The 19,311-nt window shown below is 74.6% G+C and carries 12 protein-coding genes; 3 read left to right on the top strand and 9 right to left on the bottom strand.

The features are described from left to right. The first annotated feature begins 285 nt into the window (after nt 1-285). The gene (locus tag ABT154_RS33060) at nt 286-4,299 is read left to right on the top strand and encodes a trypsin-like peptidase domain-containing protein (RefSeq protein ID WP_351861957.1); all 4,014 of its coding nucleotides are present in this window, start codon (nt 286-288) and stop codon (nt 4,297-4,299) included. A gap of 38 nt (nt 4,300-4,337) precedes the next feature. Then, nucleotides 4,338-5,306 (top strand): bifunctional riboflavin kinase/FAD synthetase, encoded by a 969-nt coding sequence (locus ABT154_RS33055; protein ID WP_351861955.1) that lies wholly within the window; start codon nt 4,338-4,340, stop codon nt 5,304-5,306. Between the two features lie 29 nt (nt 5,307-5,335). Here ABT154_RS33055 and ABT154_RS33050 read toward each other — a convergent pair whose 3' ends face one another. The 9 genes from ABT154_RS33050 to eccE form a co-directional block, all read right to left on the bottom strand. Further along, nucleotides 5,336-5,503 carry a hypothetical protein gene (locus ABT154_RS33050; RefSeq protein ID WP_351861954.1) on the bottom strand — a complete coding sequence of 56 codons (168 nt, stop codon included), beginning with the start codon at nt 5,501-5,503 and terminating at the stop codon, nt 5,336-5,338. A 141-nt stretch (nt 5,504-5,644) separates the two neighbouring features. Continuing rightward, the gene (locus ABT154_RS33045) at nt 5,645-6,691 is read right to left on the bottom strand and encodes an ABC transporter ATP-binding protein (protein WP_351861952.1); all 1,047 of its coding nucleotides are present in this window, start codon (nt 6,689-6,691) and stop codon (nt 5,645-5,647) included. Beyond that, nucleotides 6,688-7,653, bottom strand: a complete 966-nt coding sequence (locus tag ABT154_RS33040) for an ABC transporter ATP-binding protein (RefSeq protein ID WP_351861950.1) — start codon at nt 7,651-7,653, stop codon at nt 6,688-6,690. Before ABT154_RS33040 ends, ABT154_RS33045 begins: the two co-directional genes overlap by 4 nt. Further along, a complete protein-coding gene (locus ABT154_RS33035) occupies nt 7,650-8,534 on the bottom strand; it encodes an ABC transporter permease (RefSeq protein ID WP_317877205.1) in 885 nt (294 codons plus the stop codon). The genes ABT154_RS33040 and ABT154_RS33035 overlap by 4 nt, the downstream gene beginning before the upstream one ends. Beyond that, entirely contained in the window at nt 8,531-9,592 is a 1,062-nt protein-coding gene (locus ABT154_RS33030; protein WP_351861948.1) for an ABC transporter permease, read from the bottom strand. The genes ABT154_RS33035 and ABT154_RS33030 overlap by 4 nt, the downstream gene beginning before the upstream one ends. A 3-nt stretch (nt 9,593-9,595) precedes the next feature. Further along, entirely contained in the window at nt 9,596-11,434 is a 1,839-nt protein-coding gene (locus ABT154_RS33025) for an ABC transporter substrate-binding protein (RefSeq protein WP_351861958.1), read from the bottom strand. Between the two features lie 191 nt (nt 11,435-11,625). Further along, entirely contained in the window at nt 11,626-15,195 is a 3,570-nt protein-coding gene (locus ABT154_RS33020; protein ID WP_351861946.1) for an SCO5717 family growth-regulating ATPase, read from the bottom strand. Nucleotides 15,196-15,412: 217 nt separating this feature from the next. Next, nucleotides 15,413-16,255 (bottom strand): hypothetical protein, encoded by an 843-nt coding sequence (locus tag ABT154_RS33015; RefSeq protein WP_351861945.1) that lies wholly within the window; start codon nt 16,253-16,255, stop codon nt 15,413-15,415. Further along, the gene (gene eccE / locus ABT154_RS33010) at nt 16,255-17,556 is read right to left on the bottom strand and encodes a type VII secretion protein EccE (RefSeq protein WP_351861943.1); all 1,302 of its coding nucleotides are present in this window, start codon (nt 17,554-17,556) and stop codon (nt 16,255-16,257) included. The genes ABT154_RS33015 and eccE overlap by 1 nt, the downstream gene beginning before the upstream one ends. A 189-nt stretch (nt 17,557-17,745) precedes the next feature. On the opposite strand from eccE, the gene eccB reads away from it, so the two are divergent. Beyond that, complete coding sequence (gene eccB, locus ABT154_RS33005; protein WP_351861941.1) at nt 17,746-19,296, top strand: type VII secretion protein EccB; 1,551 nt, start codon at nt 17,746-17,748, stop codon at nt 19,294-19,296. Nucleotides 19,297-19,311 lie beyond the last annotated feature (15 nt).

Genomic DNA, 19,311 nt, shown 5'->3' with positions numbered 1-19,311 from the left:
TGGTGGTCCTTGGGGGGGGGGGGGGGGTCGCCGAGGGCTCCGGCGGCGGGACCGCGCCCCGGGGGGGGGGGGGCGCCCCCGGCCCCCGGGGGGGGGGGGGGGCCCCCCGCCCCCCCCCCCCCCCCACTGTGCTTACCCCCTCGTGCCTCCCCCGGGGAAGTCTGTCCGGTGGACGCCGAAGAATCACCCGATCAGGGCGGCGCTCGGAGTGAACGGGGGAGTGTCGGGGGGCGTGTTCCCCTCCGTGGCGCTTCGCGTGATCACCGGCCGCCTACCGTCTCCACCATGGGACGCGGGGACCTGGCGACGCTGGTACGGATCTGCGATCAGGCGGGCCGGCCGCGCGGCACCGGATTCCTCGCCGACCACCACGGAACGGTCGTCACCAGTCACGAAGCCGTCGACGGGCTCAGCCGTGTCCTGGTGAGGGCCCCCGACGAGCGCACCTGGCTCGCCGAGCCGGAGGCCGTCACCCCGCTGCCCGAGAGCGGCCTCGCCCTCGTCCGCACCGAAGGACTCGGCGTACGGCCGCTGCCGGTCGCCACCCGGGGAGAGACCGAACCCGGCACCTACGTACGGATCGCCGCCCTCGGCTGGCGCGAGGCGCGCGTCCTCGGCCCCGCCGCCGTCACGTACGCCGCCGCCGACCGCTTCCACAGCCTCACCGACGCGCTCGAACTCGCCATCGGCACCGAGGGTGCGGAGGCCCTCCGGATCGGCGGACAGGCGGCCGGCGGGCCCGTCCTCGACACCGCCACCGGCACCGTCCTCGCCGTCCTCGGCACCGCCCTGCACGGCGAACGGCCGGCCGCCGGATACGCGGTCCCGCTCCGGCCCCGAGGCCCCCTCACCGCCCTCCTCCGGCGCAACGCCGCGACCGTCCCCGCCTACGGCCCCGATCTCAACCTCGCCGGAATCCTGGAACTCACCGCCACCTCCACCGGGCCCGTGGCGGAGTCCGACCGGTGGCCCGAACCCGTCGAACGCCCCGAATGCGTCCGCGAGTTCGCCCGCTTCGCCGCCGGAGACGCACCCGTACTGGCCCTGGTCGGCGCCCCCGGCACCGGACGCACCACCGCCCTCGCCGCGCTCTGCGCCCGCCGCGCCCGGGGTGTCGCGCCCGCCCCCACCGTCCGGCTGCGCGGCGCCGACCTGCGCGCCGAGGACCGGTCCCTGGCCGACGCCGTCGGACGCGCCCTGCACCAGGCCGGGCGCATCGTCGCGGCCTCCGGGGCGGCCGTCGACACCGGCACCGCCACCCCGGAGCGGGCCGCCGCCCTCGCCCGCGACGCGGGCCGCCCGCTCCTCGTCGTCCTCGACGGCCCCGAGGAGATGCCCCCACTCCTGGCCCACCGCCTCGCCGCGTGGACCACGGCCACGGAGGACTGGCTCGGCGCCCACGGGGTCCATCTGCTCACGGCCTGCCGCCCGGAGCACTGGGAGCAGGCGGGGGCCTTGTACACCCCGGGGGCACTGCATCGGACGGTGGCTGGGCCGGGGGACGGGTTGTCCGGAGGGCCGCATGGGGCGGCGACCGGGCCGGGTGGCGGGCTGTCCGGTGTGATGCACGGGGTGGTGGCTGGGCCGGGGGACGGGTTGTCCGGCGGGCCGCATGGGGCGGCGACCGGGCCGGGTGGCGGGCTGTCCGGTGTGATGCACGGGGTGGTGGCTGGGCCGGACCAGGGACTCTCCGGCGGGCTGCGTCGGGCGGCCTTCGGGTCCGGTGACGGGCTGCCCGGGGCGCTCGTCCTCGGCCCGTACACCGAGGCGGAGGCGCGGGCGGTACGCCAGGGGTACGGCCTCGGCGACACGGACCTCGCCGAGGCCGACGCCCGCCACCCGCTCGCCCTGCGCCTGCTCGCCGAGGTGCGCGCCGCGCTGCCCGGCGTGGTGCCGGGGCGGCCCGGCCGCGAGGAGATCTTCACCGCCCACCTGGATCTGATGTGCCTGCGGATCGCCGTCCGGATCGCGGCGGGGACCCGGCCCCTGGTCCGGGGGACCGCCGTCCGCCGTCTCGCCGCGCGCGTCACGGGCCAGGTGCACGAGGCGGCGCGGCGCTGCCTGGGCCCCGGGCACGGCGTTCTCGACCGGGCCTCCTTCGAGGAACTGTTCCCCTGGCGGGAGGGCTGGGCCCCGGCCGTCCTCACGGAAGGCCTCCTCACCCCGGCGGGTACGGGCTACCGGTTCGCCCACGAGGAACTGGGCGACTGGCTCCAGGCCGCCCACCTGGACGTGGACGGCGCGCTGAACGCGCTTCTCGGCGCAGGGCCGGGGCACGCTTCGGGCGCGACGGCCGGGCCGGCAGGGGCCGAGCTGTCCGACCAGCCTGCCGGGCGCCCTGCCGGCGAGCCTGACGGGCCGGCCGCCGGACGCTCTTGGACTGTTGCTGCCGGGCGGGATGCGGGGCAGCGTTCCGGCCCGCCTGCCGGGCATGCTGTGGGGCGCGCTTCGGGCCCGCCTGCCGGGCCGGTTCCCGGACGGCCTGCCCACCCGCCCGCCGGGCCGCCCGCGGGGCTGCTCTCCGGCCCGTCCGCCGGGCGTGTCGCTGCCGGCCCGCCCGCCGCGCCCCGCGTGGACAACCGTGTCCCCCGGCCCCGTACCGCCGTCGACGACGCCCCGCCGCCCGTCCCTCGGCATCGCATCGGGCCCGTGCTCCAGGCTCTCCTGCTGCTCCACCGTGAGCACGGGCCCGACGCCCTCGGTCCCCGGCTGCGTCTCCTGGCCCTGGCCCTCTCCGGTTTCGCCGAGGCCGGCGGGGGTGGTCCGGGGGACGGCGCCTGGTGGGCCGCCCGGCTGTTCGGGGAGAGCGTGCGCCGTCTGCCGGATCTCCGGGCGTACCTGCCGGTCCTGCGGCTCCTCGCCGACCTGATCGGCGCACGGGGCGAGCGGCACAGCGTGTTCGCCGCGTTCGGCCCGGACTTCTGGCTAGGACTCCCGCTGGGCGAGGACGAGCGGATCGACCTCCTCCGCCGCCTCGTACCGTCCGATCCGCCACCGGGCGGGCCCGGGGAGCCACTCGACGGCGCCCGGTCCCCGAACCCCGGCGCCCGCGCGCTCGACGTCGTCGCCGCCCTGCTCGTCGCCGATCCCCGGGGCGTCCAGCCCCTCCTCTGCCGGTGGTTCGGTGACGAGCGGGACCTTCCCGCCGCGCCGTCCGCGACCGTCGCCGCCGCCGCCCAGGCCCTGCTGCACACCCATCGGGCGCTCGCCGTCGACGATCTCTGCGAGGCGCTCGTCGCCACCGCGCATCCGCTCGCCGAAGGCCTCCTCGCCGCGCTCGCCGAGGACGAGCCCTCCGCCGTCTGCCGGGCCGTCGACCGCTGGGCCCACGACGACGGGCGCCCCGAGCGGCGCGCCGCAGCCGCCGCGTACGGGCACCGCGTCGCCGCTCACGCCACCGGCCCCGCCGACCGCGAACTCCTCCGCTACGCCGCACTCGCCCTGCTCGCCCGCCCCGGCGACCGGGGTCTCCACGGCGCCGCCCTCGGCCTCCTCGTCCGCGACCCCCACAGCCGCTCCCGGCACCTGCCCCGCGCCCTCGCCGAGCCACGGGTGCCCGCACGGGCCCTCGTGGACGCCCTGGCGACCGACCCGGGTCCGGTGCTCGCCGCGTTCCGCGCCAGGCTGTACGGCGGCGGTGAGGCCCCCGCCGCCGCCCTGCGGGCCCTCGCCGAGGTCGACACGCCCGCCCTCGCCCGCCGTATCGCCGCCCTCGTCCGCGACTACGTCGCCCGGCACCCCGAGGGCGCCGGGCACGTGGCCGCGTTCGTCGACCGCCGCTTCGAGGACGGACCGGCGGCCAGGGCCGTGCTCTTCCCGCTGGTCGTGGGCCTGCTCCGGGGCCGCCCCGCCGCCGTCCGCCGCGCTCTCGCCCCCGTCCTCGCCGCCCCGGGCACCGGCGCCTCACGCCATCTGCGGGCCGAGCTGCTCGACGTACTCCTGGAACACGAGCGGTACGAGGCCGGGACCGGGGAGGACTCCGTCCTGGACGCCCTCCTGACGGCCGCCGCCGAGGGCACCGAGCGCCGCAGCGAGCCCCGTACCCGGGAGCTGACCCACCGCGTCGGCGCGCTGTGGAGCCGTACGGCCGAAGGGGCGGGACGGCTCGACCGGGCGCTGGCCGGGCTGGTCCGCACGCGCCCCGCCTTCGCCGGCCTGCTCGCCGCCTGGACGGCCGCCGCCCCCGGCGAGTGGGCGCCACTGCTCGGCCCGGAGACCTTCCGGGCCCTGCGGGGCCACGGCACTTCCATGCCGATGCGAACCGACGGCCGTGGGCATGGCAGTCTTAGACCTGCGTAAGGCGAACAGGGCGAACAGGCGGACGAGGAGCGGTCACAGTGCAGCGCTGGCGTGGCTTGGAGGACATCCCCCAGGACTGGGGGCGCAGCGTCGTCACCATCGGCTCCTACGACGGGGTGCACCGCGGACACCAGCTGATCATCGGGCGGGCGGTCGAGCGGGCCCGTGAGCTGGGCGTCCCCTCCGTCGTGGTCACCTTCGACCCGCACCCGTCCGAGGTCGTGCGGCCCGGCAGCCACCCGCCGCTGCTCGCCCCGCACCACCGGCGCGCCGAGCTGATGGCCGGTCTCGGGGTGGACGCGGTGCTCGTGCTGCCGTTCACGGCCGAGTTCTCCCAGCTGTCCCCGGCCGAGTTCATCGTCAAGGTGCTCGTCGACAAGCTGCACGCGAAGGCCGTCATCGAGGGGCCCAACTTCCGCTTCGGACACCGGGCCGCGGGCAACGTCGCCTTCCTGTCCGAGCTGGGCGCCACCTACGACTACGAGGTCGAGGTCGTCGACCTGTACGTCAGCGGCGCGGCCGGCGGCGGCCAGCCCTTCTCCTCCACCCTCACCCGCCGGCTCGTCGCCGAGGGCGACATCGCCGGCGCCGCCGAGATCCTCGGGCGCCCGCACCGCGTCGAGGGCATCGTCGTCCGCGGCGCCCAGCGCGGCCGGGAGCTGGGCTTCCCGACGGCCAACGTCGAGACGCTGCCGCACACCGCGATCCCGGCGGACGGCGTCTACGCCGGGTGGCTGACGGCCGCGGGGGAGCGGATGCCGGCGGCCATCTCGGTCGGCACGAACCCGCAGTTCGACGGCACCGAGCGGACCGTCGAGGCGTACGCGATCGATCGCGAGGGCCTCGACCTGTACGGGCTCCACGTGGCCGTGGACTTCCTGGAGTACGTCCGCGGGATGTCGAAGTTCGACACCCTGGACGATCTGCTCCAGGCGATGGCCGCCGATGTGAAGCGGTGCCGCGAGCTGACGGACACGTACGACACGGAGAACCCCTCCGCCGGCTGAGTCCTCCGCGCCTCCACGGGCCCGCCCTCTCACCGGGTGACGAGGAGTTCCCCCGGGCCCCGGATCAGGCCCTTCGTCTGCCACACCACCGTGGACGCGGGCGCGGGCAAGGACACCCGCACGGTGGTTCCGGTCTCGACGAGGACATCGATCAGCGCGTGCGAGACGCTGCCGGAGACGGCGGCGCCGGAGGGCACGCAAGAGCCGTCGGCCGCGACGAAGCCGACGGGCCCGGCGGCCCCGGCGGGCGAGCCCGCGGCCCCGGCCACGGAGGGCCGGCCGAGACAGCGCGGGCGCGGGGTCCCGCGCCCCACCGGCCGAGGCCCCCGCCCCGCCCCTCAGTCCGTCGCCCCCCGCGCCACCCAGTGGCACGCCACCGCCCGCCCCCCGCCGGTCGTCAGGATCGGCAGGTTCTCGTTGCGGCAGCGGTGTTCCACCTCGTTCGCCTCGCCCGAGGCCAGGATCTGGCAGCGGGCGTGGAAGCGGCAGCCGGAGGGGATGCGGGACGGGTCCGGGGGCTCGCCGGTCAGGACCACCGGGTCGCCGCCGGACTCCGGGAGCACCGACAACAGCGCCTGGGTGTAGGGGTGTCGCGGGTTGGTCAGGACGGATTCCACCGTGCCGGTCTCCACGACCCGGCCCAGGTACATCACCGCCACCCGGTCCGCGATGTTCCACGCGAGACCCAGGTCGTGGGTCACCACCAGCGCGGACAGACCTAGTTCGTCCCGCAGACGCAGCAGCAGCGCCAGGATCTCGCCCCGTACCGACGCGTCGAGCGAGGCCACCGGCTCGTCGGCCACGATGAGTTCGGGCTCCAGGACCAGGGCGCCGGCGATGACGACCCGCTGCCGCTGCCCGCCGGACAGCTCGTGAGGGTAGCGCAGGAAGAAGCGCTCCGGCGGTCGCAGCCCGGCCCGCGCGAGGGCTCCGGCGACCGCCTCCCGCTCGTCGCCCGGGTATCCGTGGATCCGCAGTCCCTCCGCCACCGCGTCGTACACGGTGTGCCGGGGGTTCAGCGAGCCGCTGGGGTCCTGGAGGACCAGCTGCGCCCGCTTCCGGTAGGCCTTGAGCGCCCCGGAGGAGTACCCGAGCGGCTTCCCGTCGAAGGCGACCGTGCCCGAGGTCGGCCGGACCAGGCCGAGGAGCGCGCGCGCGAGGGTCGTCTTGCCGCAGCCGGACTCCCCGACGAGGGCCACGATCTCGCCCGCGCCGATGTCCAGGTCGACCCCGTCGACCGCGCGCGCGGGCGCCGCGCCCCGCCGTCCGGGGAAGGTGACGTGCAGCCCGCGCGCCGACAGCAGCGGGCCCCCGGCCGATTCCGTACCCCCCGCCGTCTCCGTGCCCCCGGCCGATTCCGTACTCCCGGCCGTCTCCGTGCTCATGACGTGCTCCCCACATGGACGCAGGCGGCGCGGTGCCCCGCACCCGCCTCCCGCAGTTCCTGGTCGTGTTCCGCGCACGCGTCCACCGCCACCGGGCAGCGCGGGCGGAAGGTGCAGCCGCCGGGCAGGTCGGCCGGGTCCGGCGGGTCGCCCGGCAGTCCGCGCGGCGCCCGCCGGGAGGCGAGGTCCCCGACGCGCGGGAACGCCGAGGACAGCGCCCGCCCGTACGGGTGCCGGGCCGCCTCGTACACCGCCCGCGCCGGCCCCTCCTCGACGACCCGGCCCGCGTACATCACGGCGAGCCGGTCGCAGGTGTCGGAGAGGACGGCCAGGTCGTGGCTGATCATCAGCAGGCCGATGGACTGCTCGGCGACGAGCCGTTCGATCAGCCGCAGGATCTGCGCCTGGATCATCACGTCGAGCGCGGTCGTCGGCTCGTCCGCGACGATCAGCCGGGGATCGCAGGCCAGAGCCATCGCGATCATCACGCGCTGCCGCTGACCGCCGGACAGCTCGTGCGGGTAAGCGGCGGCGCGGGCGGCCGGCAGCCCGACGTGCTCCAGCAGCTCACCCGCCCGCTTCCGGGCCGCCGCCGGGGTCGCCCGGCCGTGTACGAGCAGGGGTTCGGCGATCTGGTCCCCGATGCGGTGCACCGCGTTCAGCGAGTGCATCGCGCCCTGGAAGACGATCGACGCGCCCGCCCAGCGCACGGCACGCAGCCTCCCCCACTTCATGGCGAGGACGTCGTCCCCGTCGAGTCTGATCTCGCCCTCCACCCGCGCCGACGGGGGAAGCAGCCGCAGCAGCGCGAGCGCCAGCGTGGACTTGCCGCAGCCGGACTCGCCGGCCACCCCGAGCTTGCTGCCCGCCTCCAGGGTCAGGTCGACCCCGCGCACGGCGGGCACGGCGTTCACGCCCGTCCCGTACGTCACATGGAGGTCCCGTACGTCGAGGAGGCTCATCGCCCCACCCCCAGTTTCGGGTTGAGCACGGACTCGACCGCCCGGCCGCACAGGGTGAACGCGAGCGCGACCAGGGCGATGGCGATGCCGGGCGGGGCCAGGTACCACCAGTGCCCGGAGGAGACCGCGCCCGCCTCGCGGGCGTCCTGGAGCATCCCGCCCCAGGAGACCACCGTGGGGTCGCCGAGCCCGAGGAAGGCGAGGGTCGCCTCGGTGAGGATGGCGGTGGAGATGCCGAGCGTGGTCTGCGCGAGCACCAGCGGCATCACGTTGGGCAGGACGTGCCTGCTCATGACGTGGCCGTGGCCGCCGCCGAGCGCGGTCGCCCGCTCGATGTACGGGCGGGACTCGACCGCGATCGTCTGGGCCCGCACCAGGCGGGCGGTGGTCGGCCAGGAGGTCACCCCGATGGCCAGGACCACCGTCCACATCGACCGGGACATGACGGTGGCGAGCACGATCGCGAGGACGAGGGTCGGCATCACCAGGAACCAGTCGGTGATCCGCATGACGACCGTCGAGAACCAGCCGCCGTAGTGCCCGGCGATGATCCCCACGAGCGTCCCGATGGCGACCGACAGGACCGCCGCGAGCAGCCCGACGAGCAGGGAGATCCGCGCGCCCCAGATCAGCAGACCGAGCAGCGAGCGCCCGAACTGGTCGGTGCCGAGCGGGAATTCGGCGCTCGGTGACTCCAGGGCCGTACCGGGTGCCTCCGTCACCGACTGGACGTCGGCGCCGACGAGCAGCGGCGCGGTGAGCGCGAGCAGCGCGATCAGGGCGAGCCCGGCCAGGCCGTAGAGCCCGGCGCGGTGGCCGCGGTAGCCGCGCCAGAAGCGGGCGACGGTGCCCCGTCGGCGTTCCCATGTGAGAGAGGTCATCGGCCCACCCGGGGGTCGAGCAGCGGATAGAGCAGGTCGGCGACCAGGTTCATCAGGATCATCGCCCCGGCGAAGACGACGAACAGGCCCTGGACCAGCGGCAGGTCGGGCACGCTGAGCGCCTGGTAGAACAGCCCGCCGAGCCCCGGCCAGGAGAACACCGTCTCCACCAGGATCGATCCGGCCGCCACATGCCCGAGATTGATGAAGATCATGGTGACGGTCGGCAGGAGCGCGTTCGGCACGGCGTGCCGGCGGCGTACGTCGTCGTCCCGCAGCCCCTTCGCGCGCGCGGTCGTCAGATAGTCGCCGCCCATCTCGTCGAGGAGCGAGGAGCGCATCACGAGGAGCGTCTGCGCGTAGCCGACCGCCACGAGGGTGACGACCGGCAGGACGAGGTGGTGGGCGACGTCGAGGAGGTACGCGAAACCGGTCTCGCCGGTGCCCGACTCCATGCCGCCGGTGGGGAAGAGCCCGGGGATCGGGCCGATGCCCACCGAGAACACGATGATCAGCAGCAGGCCCAGCCAGAACGAGGGCACCGACCACAGCGTCAGCGCGATCCCGGTGTTCAGCCGGTCGCCCGGACCGCCGTGCCGCCAGGCCGAACGGGTGCCGAGCCAGAGCCCGAGCGCCGAATAGATCACGACGGCGACGCCGGTGAGGAGCAGCGTCGCGGGCAGCTTCTCCGCGATCAGGTCCCCGACGGGGGCGCGGAACTGGAAGGAGGTGCCGAGGTCACCGCTCAGCGCCTTGGCGCAGTAGTCGGTGAACTGCTGCCACAGCGGCAGATCGAGCCCGAACTGCCGCCGTAGCGTGGCGAGTTGTTCGGCGGAGGTGGGCACGCCGTGCGTCATCGCCTTCACCGGGTCACCGGGGATGATCCGGAAGAGGAAGAAGCTGGTGACGAGAACGGCGAAGAGCGAGACGAGCGCGCCGCCCAGCTTCCCCGCCGCGTGACGGAGATAGCCGAGGGAGGAACCGGTGCGGGGTGCGCCGTCCGTGGCGCGGGCCTTCTCGGCCCGCGCCACGTCGGCGGGGGTGCTTGCCGTCGTCACGTACTACTCGCGGTCGTCGGCGGTGGAGCGGCGGCGCAGCCCGAGGAAGACGCCGAGGCCGACCACGACCACCACGGCCGCGCCGATCCCGATGATCACACCGGTGTCCGAGCCGCCGTCGCCGGAGTCCCCGGACGCCGAGGCCGTCGGCACGGCCGACCACCAGCTCCAGTAGCCGTCCTGGCCCCAGAGGTTTCCGGCTGCCTCGGGCATGGTCGTGATGGACTTGATCTGGTCCGTGCGGTACGCCTCGAGGGCGTTCGGGTAGGCCATGATGTTCATGTACCCCGTGTCGTACAGCCGGGACTGCATCCGCTTGACCAGATCCGCCCGCTTGGCGGCGTCGTACTCCACCGCCTGCTGCGCGTAGAGCCCGTCGAACTGCTTGTCGCAGATGAAGTTGTCGGTGGCCCCGGAGTCCTTCGGCGTCGCCGGGAGGGTGCCGCAGGTGTGGATGGACAGGACGTAGTCCGGGTCGGGGTTGACCGACCAGCCGTCGAAGGCCAGGTCGTAGTCGCCCTTGACCCACGGGTCCGAGACGCTGTCCAGGCACTCCACCTTCAGGCCGATGCCCAGCTTGCCCCACCACTCCTGGAGGTACTTGCCGACCGCCTTGTCGTTGGGGTCGGTGGCGTGGCACAGGATCCGGAAGTCCAGCGGCCTGCCGTCCTTGCCGACCCGCTTGCCCTCGGCGTTCTTCCGGTACCCGGCCGCGTCGAGGACCCGCTCCGCCGCCGCGGGGTCGTAGGCCCGCTTCTGCGCGGCCTCGGGCTTCCAGAAGTACGAGCCGAAGCGCGGCGGGATGTAGCCCTCGCCCTCGACCGCGTGCCCCTGGAAGACCTTGTCGACGAGGGTGGCGCGGTCGACCGCGAGGAAGAGCGCCTTGCGCACCTCCGGGTCGAGCAGCGCCTTGTGGCCGTTGCCGAAGGCCTTGCCGTCCTGGGCCTTCGCGCCGGGGTTGGTGGCGAGGGCGTAGAAGCGGCGGCCGGGGGCGTCGTTGACCTTGATGTTCTGCTGGGTCTTCAGGGCGGCGACCTGGGCCGGCGTCAGGTTCGGTACGAAGGACACCTCGCCCTTCTGGAGGGCGGCGACGGCGGCGTCCCCGTCCTTGTAGTACTTGAAGACCAGCTCGTCGAACTTGGGCGCGCCCCGCCAGAACCTCTTGTTCGGCTTGAGCTTGATGTACTGGTCGACCTTGAAGTCCGTGATGACGAAGGGGCCGTTGCCCACGATGGGGAACTGCTTGTCGTTGTTGAACTTCGAGAAGTCGCCGACCTTCTCCCAGACGTGCTTCGGCACGATCGGCACGTCGAGCGCCGTCATCGTCGCCTGCGGCTTCTTCAGCCGGATCACGAGCGTCTGCGGGTCGGGGGCGGTGACCTGAGCGAAGTTGGCCGTGAAGCTGCCGTTGGCGGTGGCCGCGTTCGGGTCGGTCATCATCTTGTTGAAGGTCCAGGCCGCGTCCTCGGCGGTGGCCTGCTGCCCGTCGGACCACATCGAGTCCTTGCGGATCGTGTACGTCCACGTCAGCTTGTCCGGTGAGGAGGTCCACGCGGTCGCGAGGCCCGGGACCGTGTGGGCGTCCTTCGGGTCGTAGTTGGTGAGGTACTCGTACGCCAGCCGGTGGATGCTGGTCGAGGTGAGCTTCTGCGCCAGGAACGGGCTGAGCGAGTCGATGCTCTGCGAGACGGCGACGGTGAGCGTCGTCCCCCCGGCGGACTTGTCGTCCTCCGCGGTGGCGGTACCGGGGACGGCCACGAGCGAGACGGCGGTGACACCGCAGGCGAGCAGCAGACGGAGGGCTCGGTGGGCGGCGGGACGGGGTGGAGCCTTCGTGACCATGACCATGGGACGTGACCTCGCGTCGGGGTTCTGTCGTGGATCTTGGGCTGACGTTGGGTGAAGCGAAGGTTTATCAGCGGTGGTCTGCCGTCGTCAACGATCCCTCAAACCCCTTGTGGACTGGGGGAATACCAAGAGGCCCCGTACCGGGTGACCGGTACGGGGCCTCATTGGTCTCATCCTGTGACGCCTTACTGCTGAGGGGCTGGCGGAGCCTGTCCGGGGCCCTGCGGGGGCCAGTTGTGGGGCGTGACCTGCTCGTCGTCGCCCTGGCCCTGATCCTGCGGATCGGCCTGCGGCGGCAACGGCTGACCGGCCCCCGGCTGCTGCCAGCCCTGGGGCATGCCGGGCTGCCCGGGAGGCGCGCCGTAGGGCTGACCGGGCGCGGGCTGTCCGCCGTACGGCTGACCGGGGTCAGGCTGCTGACCGGGCCCCTGCTGACCGGGCCCCTGCTGTCCGGGCCCCTGCTGTCCGGGCCCCTGCTGTCCGGGCCCCTGATGTCCGGGGAGCGGCTGGGCGCCGTAGGGCTGACCGGGCGCGGGTTGTCCGCCGTAGGGCTGTCCCGGCACGGGCGGCTGCCCGTACGGCTGCTGCTGCGGCGGGTACGGCTGACCGGGGGCCTGCTGTCCGGGCGTGGCCTGACTGGGTCCGGGCCCGCCCGGGAACGGCTGGCCGGGCGCCGGCTGGGCCCCGTACGGCCGACCCGGTACGGGCTGCCCGGGAGCGAACTGCCCCGGCATCGGCTGACCGGGGGCGAACTGCCCCGGCATCGGCTGCCCGCCCGGCATCGGCTGTCCGGGCATGGGCTGTCCGGGTACGGGCTGACCCGGCGTCTGGTGGCCCGGCATCGGCGGGGCCATGTGCGGAGGCAGCGTCCCCTGCCCGTCGCCGGTCCACAGGCCCTGCGCCTGCTGCGCCCGTACGAAGTCCTCGGCCACCATCGCCGAGAGGTGGAAGTACGCCTCCCGGGTCTTCGGCCGCATCATGTCGAGGTCCACCTCGGCACCGGCCGACAGGTGCTCGTCGAAGGGCACGACCACGACACCGCGGCAGCGGGTCTGGAAGTGCTGCACGATGTCCTCGACCTTGATCATCTTGCCGGTCTCGCGGACCCCGGAGATGACCGTGATGGAGCGCTGCACCAGGTCCGCGTAGCCGTGCGCGGAGAGCCAGTCCAGGGTCGTCGAGGCGCTGGAAGCGCCGTCCACGGAAGGCGTGGAGATGATGATCAGCTGATCGGCGAGATCGAGCACCCCGCGCATCGCGCTGTACAGCAGACCCGTGCCCGAGTCCGTGAGGATGATCGGGTACTGCTTGCCCAGGACGTCGATCGCCCGCCGGTAGTCCTCGTCGTTGAAGGTCGTCGAGACGGCCGGGTCCACGTCGTTGGCGAGGATCTCCAGACCGGACGGCGCCTGCGAGGTGAACCGGCGGATGTCCATGTACGAGTGGAGGTACGGGATCGCCTGCACCAGGTCACGGATGGTCGCCCCGGTCTCGCGCCGCACCCGGCGGCCGAGCGTGCCGGCGTCCGGGTTGGCGTCGATCGCCAGGATCTTGTCCTGCCGCTCGGTCGCCAGGGTCGCGCCGAGCGCGGTCGTCGTCGTGGTCTTGCCGACACCGCCCTTGAGCGAGATGACCGCGATCCGGTAGCAGGAGAGGACCGGCGTGCGGATCAGTTCCAGCTTGCGCTGCCGCTCCGCCTCCTCCTTCTTGCCGCCGAGCTTGAAGCGCGCGGCGCCGCCGGGCGTCCGGCTCGACTTGGGCTTCTGCTTGTTGTTCCGGAGCAGTCGGTCGGAGGAGAGCTCGACGGCCGCGTTGTACCCGAGCGGGGCGCCCGGCACGGACCGCTCCCGCTGGTCGTGCGTCACGGGCGAGGGCCAGGCGGCCCCGGTCCGGGGGTCGACCGGCGGCCCGCCGTCGTGCGGCGGCTGGGGGGCCGCGGCCTGCGGCGGTACGGCGGCGGGGTGCGGGTAGCCGTACCCGCCCTGCGCCTGCGGCGGCACGCCGCCGGGGGCCCCGGGCTGTCCCCCTGGACCCTGCGGCCCGGGAGGTGCCCCCAGCGGGTAGCCGTAACCGGCCTGCTGCGGAGGGGTCCCGGGGTGCGGGAAGCCGTAGCCGCCCTGCGGGGCGGGGGGCCGTGGTGACTGCGGATAGCCGTAGGAGCCGGGCGGCTGGGGCTGCGCGTGCGGCTGCGGCTGGGCCTGCTGTGCCGGCTCGGGCTGCGGCTGCGCCTGCGGGTAGCCGTAGGCACCGGGTGCCTGGGGCTGGGCCTGCGGCGGTACGGGGCCGGGCGCGGCGGGAGTCGCGGGCGCCGGCCAGGCGGCTGTGGGCGGCAACGGCGCGGCCGGGGGCACCGTCGCGGCCGGGGGCACCGGCTGGGCGCCGGGCGCCGGCTGCGCGGGCCACTGCTGGGCGGGCCCGGGGGCGGCCGGCTGGAAGGACGGCGGCAGCGGCGGAAGACCGGCCCCGGGCTGCGCGCCGGCCGGGGCGAACGGGGGCTGCGGAGCGCCGGGGTACGGCGCGGGGGCCTGCGGCTGGGCGCCGTCGGCGGGCGGGTACGGCGCGGGTACGGCGGCCGGCGCGGTGTCCTGCACCGGGGAGCCGGGGGACTCCGCGGGGACGGAGTCGCTGACCGGCGCGGAGTCGGCCGCGGAGGCCGTGCCCGTGTCGGCGGGGTCTCCGGCGTCCGCTTCGGCGGGGTCGGTGGTGGCGGCTTCGGGAGCGTCAGCCGGGGCGGCACTCTCGGCACCGGCCTCGACGGCGTCGGTGGTGTCACTCGCATCGGCGGGGTCGACGGCGTCGACGGGCTCCGCCGCGTCGGGGCCGGACGCGCCGACGTTCTCGGCAGCGGCCGAGTCGCCGTCCTGGCCCTGGTCCTGGTGCCCGGCCGGAGCGGCGTCCGCGTCGGCAGCCTGGACGGGCGCCGCGTCGGGCGTCGTCGCCACCGCCGTCGCCGCACCGGAGGCGGCCTCGGCCTCGGCCGCGCGGTCAGCGATCTCGCGCTGGAGCTCGGCGGGGGAGAAGCGCATGGTGGCGCCGCTCTCGACGTCCCCGCCCCCGAACGGCGCGGGGGGCGGCGACGCGGGCGCACCCGGCAGCGGGGAGGCGGGCGGGAAGTCACCCGACATCGAGGCATCGTGAGCGGCGACGGGAGCCGGGGCGGCCGGAGCCGGGACGCCCGGAGCCGGAGTGGCCGGAGCCGAGTTCGCCGGGTCCGGGGTGGCCGGAGGAGCGGCGATCGGAGCCGGGGCGACCGGAGGAGCGACGACCGGCGGCGTGGCGACAGGAGGAGCGACGACCGGCGGCGCGACGGCCGGAGGCACCGCGAAAGCCCCCCCGGAGGCCGGAGGCATCGCCGCGGGCTGCCCGCCCACCAGGGGCACCCCCGCCGGCGGCGTCCCCATGGGCTGCCCGGCCACGGGCTCCGCACCCGGCGCCGGAGCCGAGGGCGTCATGGGCGGCATGCCGGCCGGCGGCGCGGGCGGCACCACCGGTCCCGCGTTCCAGCTCGGCTCGAAACCACTGCCCTGCGGAAGGCCCGGCACCGGGACGGGTGCTCCGTGCGGCGGCGGAGGAGTGACACCGCCGCCCCCCGTCGCGTCGCCCGCCCCCGTACCGCCCGACGCGTTCTGCGTGTACCAGGCGGGCGGGGTGTAGTCGATGGTGAACTCACCCGTCATCTCGGCGGAATCCGCGTCGGACTGATCGTCGGCGGGCGGATTCCAACCCCCGTGGATCTCGTCGCGATCGCCGTTCACTTTGCCTCCTGGTGTGGTCGAGCACCCTTGTGCCGTGGTGGGCGGGGCTCTTCCACCCTAATCGGCGCGGGCAACCCCGGGGCAGGCCCGACCGCCCCTCCGCGCAGGTCCCCGTGACCCGGCCGGGCCGCCAAGTGACCCGCCCGCGCCGCAGAGTGAGAACCCCGACCGTTCAAATCAATGTAAAAGCGGACGTACTTGAACGACTTCGGGCCGTTCAGTCCATGCGGCGCGCGCCGCCCAACAATCCGGTCTCGGCGTCCGTCGCCTGCGTCATCACGAACTGGCGGTCGTTCGGGGTGCACCAGAGGGTCACGCCGTCCGCGAGCGTCGACAGGGCTTCGTACTCGTGGCGCGGCAGGCTCATGATCCGGCCGATCTGGGCGGCCTCGTCGGGCGACACCCGCTGCACGCCGACCAGGGAGGACTTCTCCAGGAGCCGGGGCGCGACCGGGCTCAGATAGGGGAGCAGCGTCACCACCGACTGCCAGGGCGCGGACACGACCCGGCCGCGCGGCGGACGCATGCCGCAGTCGCGGACCACGACCACCGGACTGCCGGCGGACGCGCCCTGCGGCGGCACCCGCCCCACGTCGTGCAGCGAGATGCACGGCTGCCCGCCGCCCGCGGCCTGCGCGAGTCCGGTCCACGCCTGCGCGCGGCCGGTCTCGACGGCGATCCGGGCGCCCGTCGCCGCCGCCCGCAGCGCCATCACCTGCGCGGTCCACAGACCGCCGATGAGGGTGATGTCGTACGGGACGGGCCTGTTGATGCCGAGCACGGCGGGCCGGTTCTCGGCGTCGACGCCGATGACCATGCCGTCGTCGCCGACCGGCAGCGCCATCGCGTCGAGCTGTTCGAGCGGGACGGAGTGCCGGTCGCGGCGGGGCCCGACGAGCCCGAATCCGAACCGGGGCCGGGTGACCCGCCCGGTCCGCCGGGGATCCGCCGCCCGGGAAGCGGCCCGGCCGGAACCACCGGTGACACCGGGGATGCCGGAGACGCCGGTGGCGCCCGAAGCGCCCGCGCGGTCCGGCGTACCGAAGGAAGGTGCGGACATCAGCGCGCACCCCCCAGCGGAAGCGTCGCGAGCATGCCCGGCACCTGTTCGCGATCGAGTCGCACGAGTCCCGTCCTCACCCCGCGCGCCGCGCGCTCCAGTTCGTGCCGTGCGCCCACGAGTTCCTCGTCGCTGCGCCCGGTGATCCGTACGTGTCCGGTGACCGTCACCTCCTGCCGGTCCCCGCCGCTCAGCGTCAGGCTGAACGTCGTCGCGAGCGCGGGCAGCGAGGTCAGGAGCGCGACCAGCTGGGGCATCGAGGCCCCGCCGCCGCTCCGGCCGCCGAGCTGCGGCCAGCGCCCCACCCAGTACGTGGTGTGCCGGCGGTCGTCCACCCGCCAGGTCCGCGCGGTCTCCTGGGTCCTGCGCGCCTGCGCCTGCCCCCGGCCCGCCTGCGCGATGGCCATCGGGCTGGCGCAGGTCGAGGTGGCGAGCGCCGAGGTGAGTTCCTGCTCGGTCAGCACGCTCGCCGTGAACCCGGCTCCGGCGAGCCGGCTCGCCAGCTGGTCCGCCGCCCGCACCACGCACTTCTGCGCGCCGGTCATGCCGCCGCCGCGGGCGTCCACCGCCTCCGGGCACAGTTCGGGGTCGAGCTTGAGCGCGATCCAGGTGATCCGGACCGCGGGGGACCCCGTCTGCGCCTGGAGCGGACCGTAGTTGCGCGCGGCCATCGACTGCGCGGGCAGGTGCGGGGCGGGCGCCGGCTGGGTGTGCTGCACGATCTGCGCCGACTCCAGCCGGATGCCGTCCACGCTCAGGACGTCCTGGACGAGTGCGACGGGAAGCGGCTTCGCCGCGCGGTCCGGGCGCAGGGCCGTGCCGTCCGACTCGACGCGCAGGACGGCCGTCAGGAAGGTGCCGTCGCCGACCATGCCGACCGGCCGCCGGTCACGGTCGCTGTACGCGTAGGTCCGCAGCGCGGGATCGCACTCCACGACCGGTGCGAAACCCGGCTCGGTGCCCTCCGGCACGGTGAAGGAGGAAGCGCGGCGGCTGCGGGCCCGCAGCGCGAGGAAGGTTCCCAGCCACTCGGGCAGGGAACGCCGGTGCCGTCGTACGACGGCCAGCAGGAGGAGCACGACGGCGACCACGCCCGCCGGCACCAGCAGCACCGGCTCGACGACCCAGGCCACGACCAGCAGAGCGGCCGCCACCTCGATCAGTACGAGTTGTTGCAATTGGAACGAACCGAAGTGTCCCGGCCGGGCCTGGAGCCTCGGTGACACCGAAGCGGTGGGCCCCGAGGGCGGGGGTGCGGTGGCGGTGGCCGCGGCGGGCCGCGTCCGCGTCGCGGAAGCCATGATGGAGAATCCCCCTCAATTCATCCCGATCACGCTGGCCCGCCAGGGCTTTGGCGGCCGGATCACCCTACCCGCCCCACGAACCCCACGGGACAGCAGGCATAGTAGGGGGCCGGTCCGACGGCCGGAGCCCGGGTGTCACCTCCCCGGCTCCCGCGCGAAGATCGCGCCTGACGAGAATGGGGACTCATGGCATCGCGGCGGGACGAGCTCAACGCGTACACCTTTGCGAAGAAGCGCACGGTGGCGGCATTCCTCCAACCCTCGCCCTCGGGCACGGAGGAGGGGGCGCCGAAGCCGCTGCGCGCACTCGTCCCCGGTCTGATCGTCGCCGCGCTCGTCGTCGCCGGCTTCGGCGCCTGGGGCATGTTCAGCCCCCAGGCCCCCAAGGGCTGGGACACCCCCGGCACCCGGGTCATCGTCGGCAAGCAGTCGACCACCCGGTACGTGGTCCTGCAGACCGGCACGGGCGAGGACGCGAAGACCCTGCTCCACCCGGTCCTCAACCTCGCCTCCGCCCGACTCCTCCTCAACCCCGACCAGTTCCAGGTCGTCCAGGTCGCCGACAAGAAGCTCGACGAGGGCAAGCCGCCGCGCGGACCGATCCTCGGCATCCCGTACGCCCCCGACCGGCTGCCCACCGCCGAGGACGCGGGCAAGGCCAAGCGCTGGGCCGTCTGCGAGCAGCCCGGCGGCGGCGCGGGCGCCAGCGTCCAGAAAGCGGCCTTCCTCTTCGCCGAGCGGGACCTGAAGCGCACCGAGAACGAGAACCGCCTGTCGGACGGCGAGATCCTCTACGTCAAGGGACAGAAGGGCGCCGCCCAGTTCCTCGTCGACCACACGGGCACCAAGTACCCGGTGAAGGCGGACTCCAAGGGCCTGCTCACCGCGCTCGTCGGCCTCCACCGGGAGCCGCAGGCCGTCACCGACGACTGGCTCGCCACCCTGCGGACCGGCGACCCGGTGGACTTCCCGCGCGTCGAGGGCAGGGTCGGCGACCCCGCCGGCATCCCCGGCGACGGCCTGCGGTCGACGGACAACCGGATCGGCACGGTGCTGAGCGCCGAGACCGGCGCCGGGCTCCAGGACTACGTGGTCCTCGCGGGGAAGGTCCAGCCGGTCACCCCTTTCACCGCCTGGCTGCTCGTCAACTCCCCGCAGACCGGCGTCCTCGACATGGACGGCAAGATCACCACCGTCGACGCCTCCTCCTTCGAGCCGGACCCCACCCCGTTCAACGCGGGCGCCCGCTGGCCGCGGCTCAGGCCCAAGCAGGTCAACACCGGGGCCGGCGACACCGCGCGCGACACCGTCTGCAGCGTGCTCACCGGCGTCAGCGACAAGGGCGTGGCGACCGTCACGACCTGGGCCGGCACCGAGTACCCCGCCGACATCACCGCGGGCGGCACCAGCACGTACGTCACCCCGGGCACCGGCCTGCTCTACACCCAGGTCCAGGGCGCCGGCCAGAAGACGCCCGGCGGCTCACTGTTCCTCGTCACCGACACCGGCCTGCGGTACGCCGTCCAGGCCAACGGGGACAGCGACTCCGACCGTTCCGAGATCGGCGCCGGGGACAAGGAGAAACCGACCGACGGACGGCCGGAACCCAGTGATGCCCAGAAGCGTCTCGGCTACGAGAACGTCCAGCCGGCCCTCGTCCCGATCGAATGGTCGGAGTTCCTGTCGAAGGGGCCGAGGCTCGACACCAACAGCGCGCGTCGGCCGCAGGGTTCCTAGGGGGTGGCACCGGTG

The organism is Streptomyces sp. NPDC001728 (assembly GCF_040297565.1).
GTDB lineage: Bacteria > Actinomycetota > Actinomycetes > Streptomycetales > Streptomycetaceae > Streptomyces.
The sequence above is the reverse complement of the archived record's forward strand: the minus strand, read 5'-3'. Positions and strand labels throughout refer to the sequence as shown.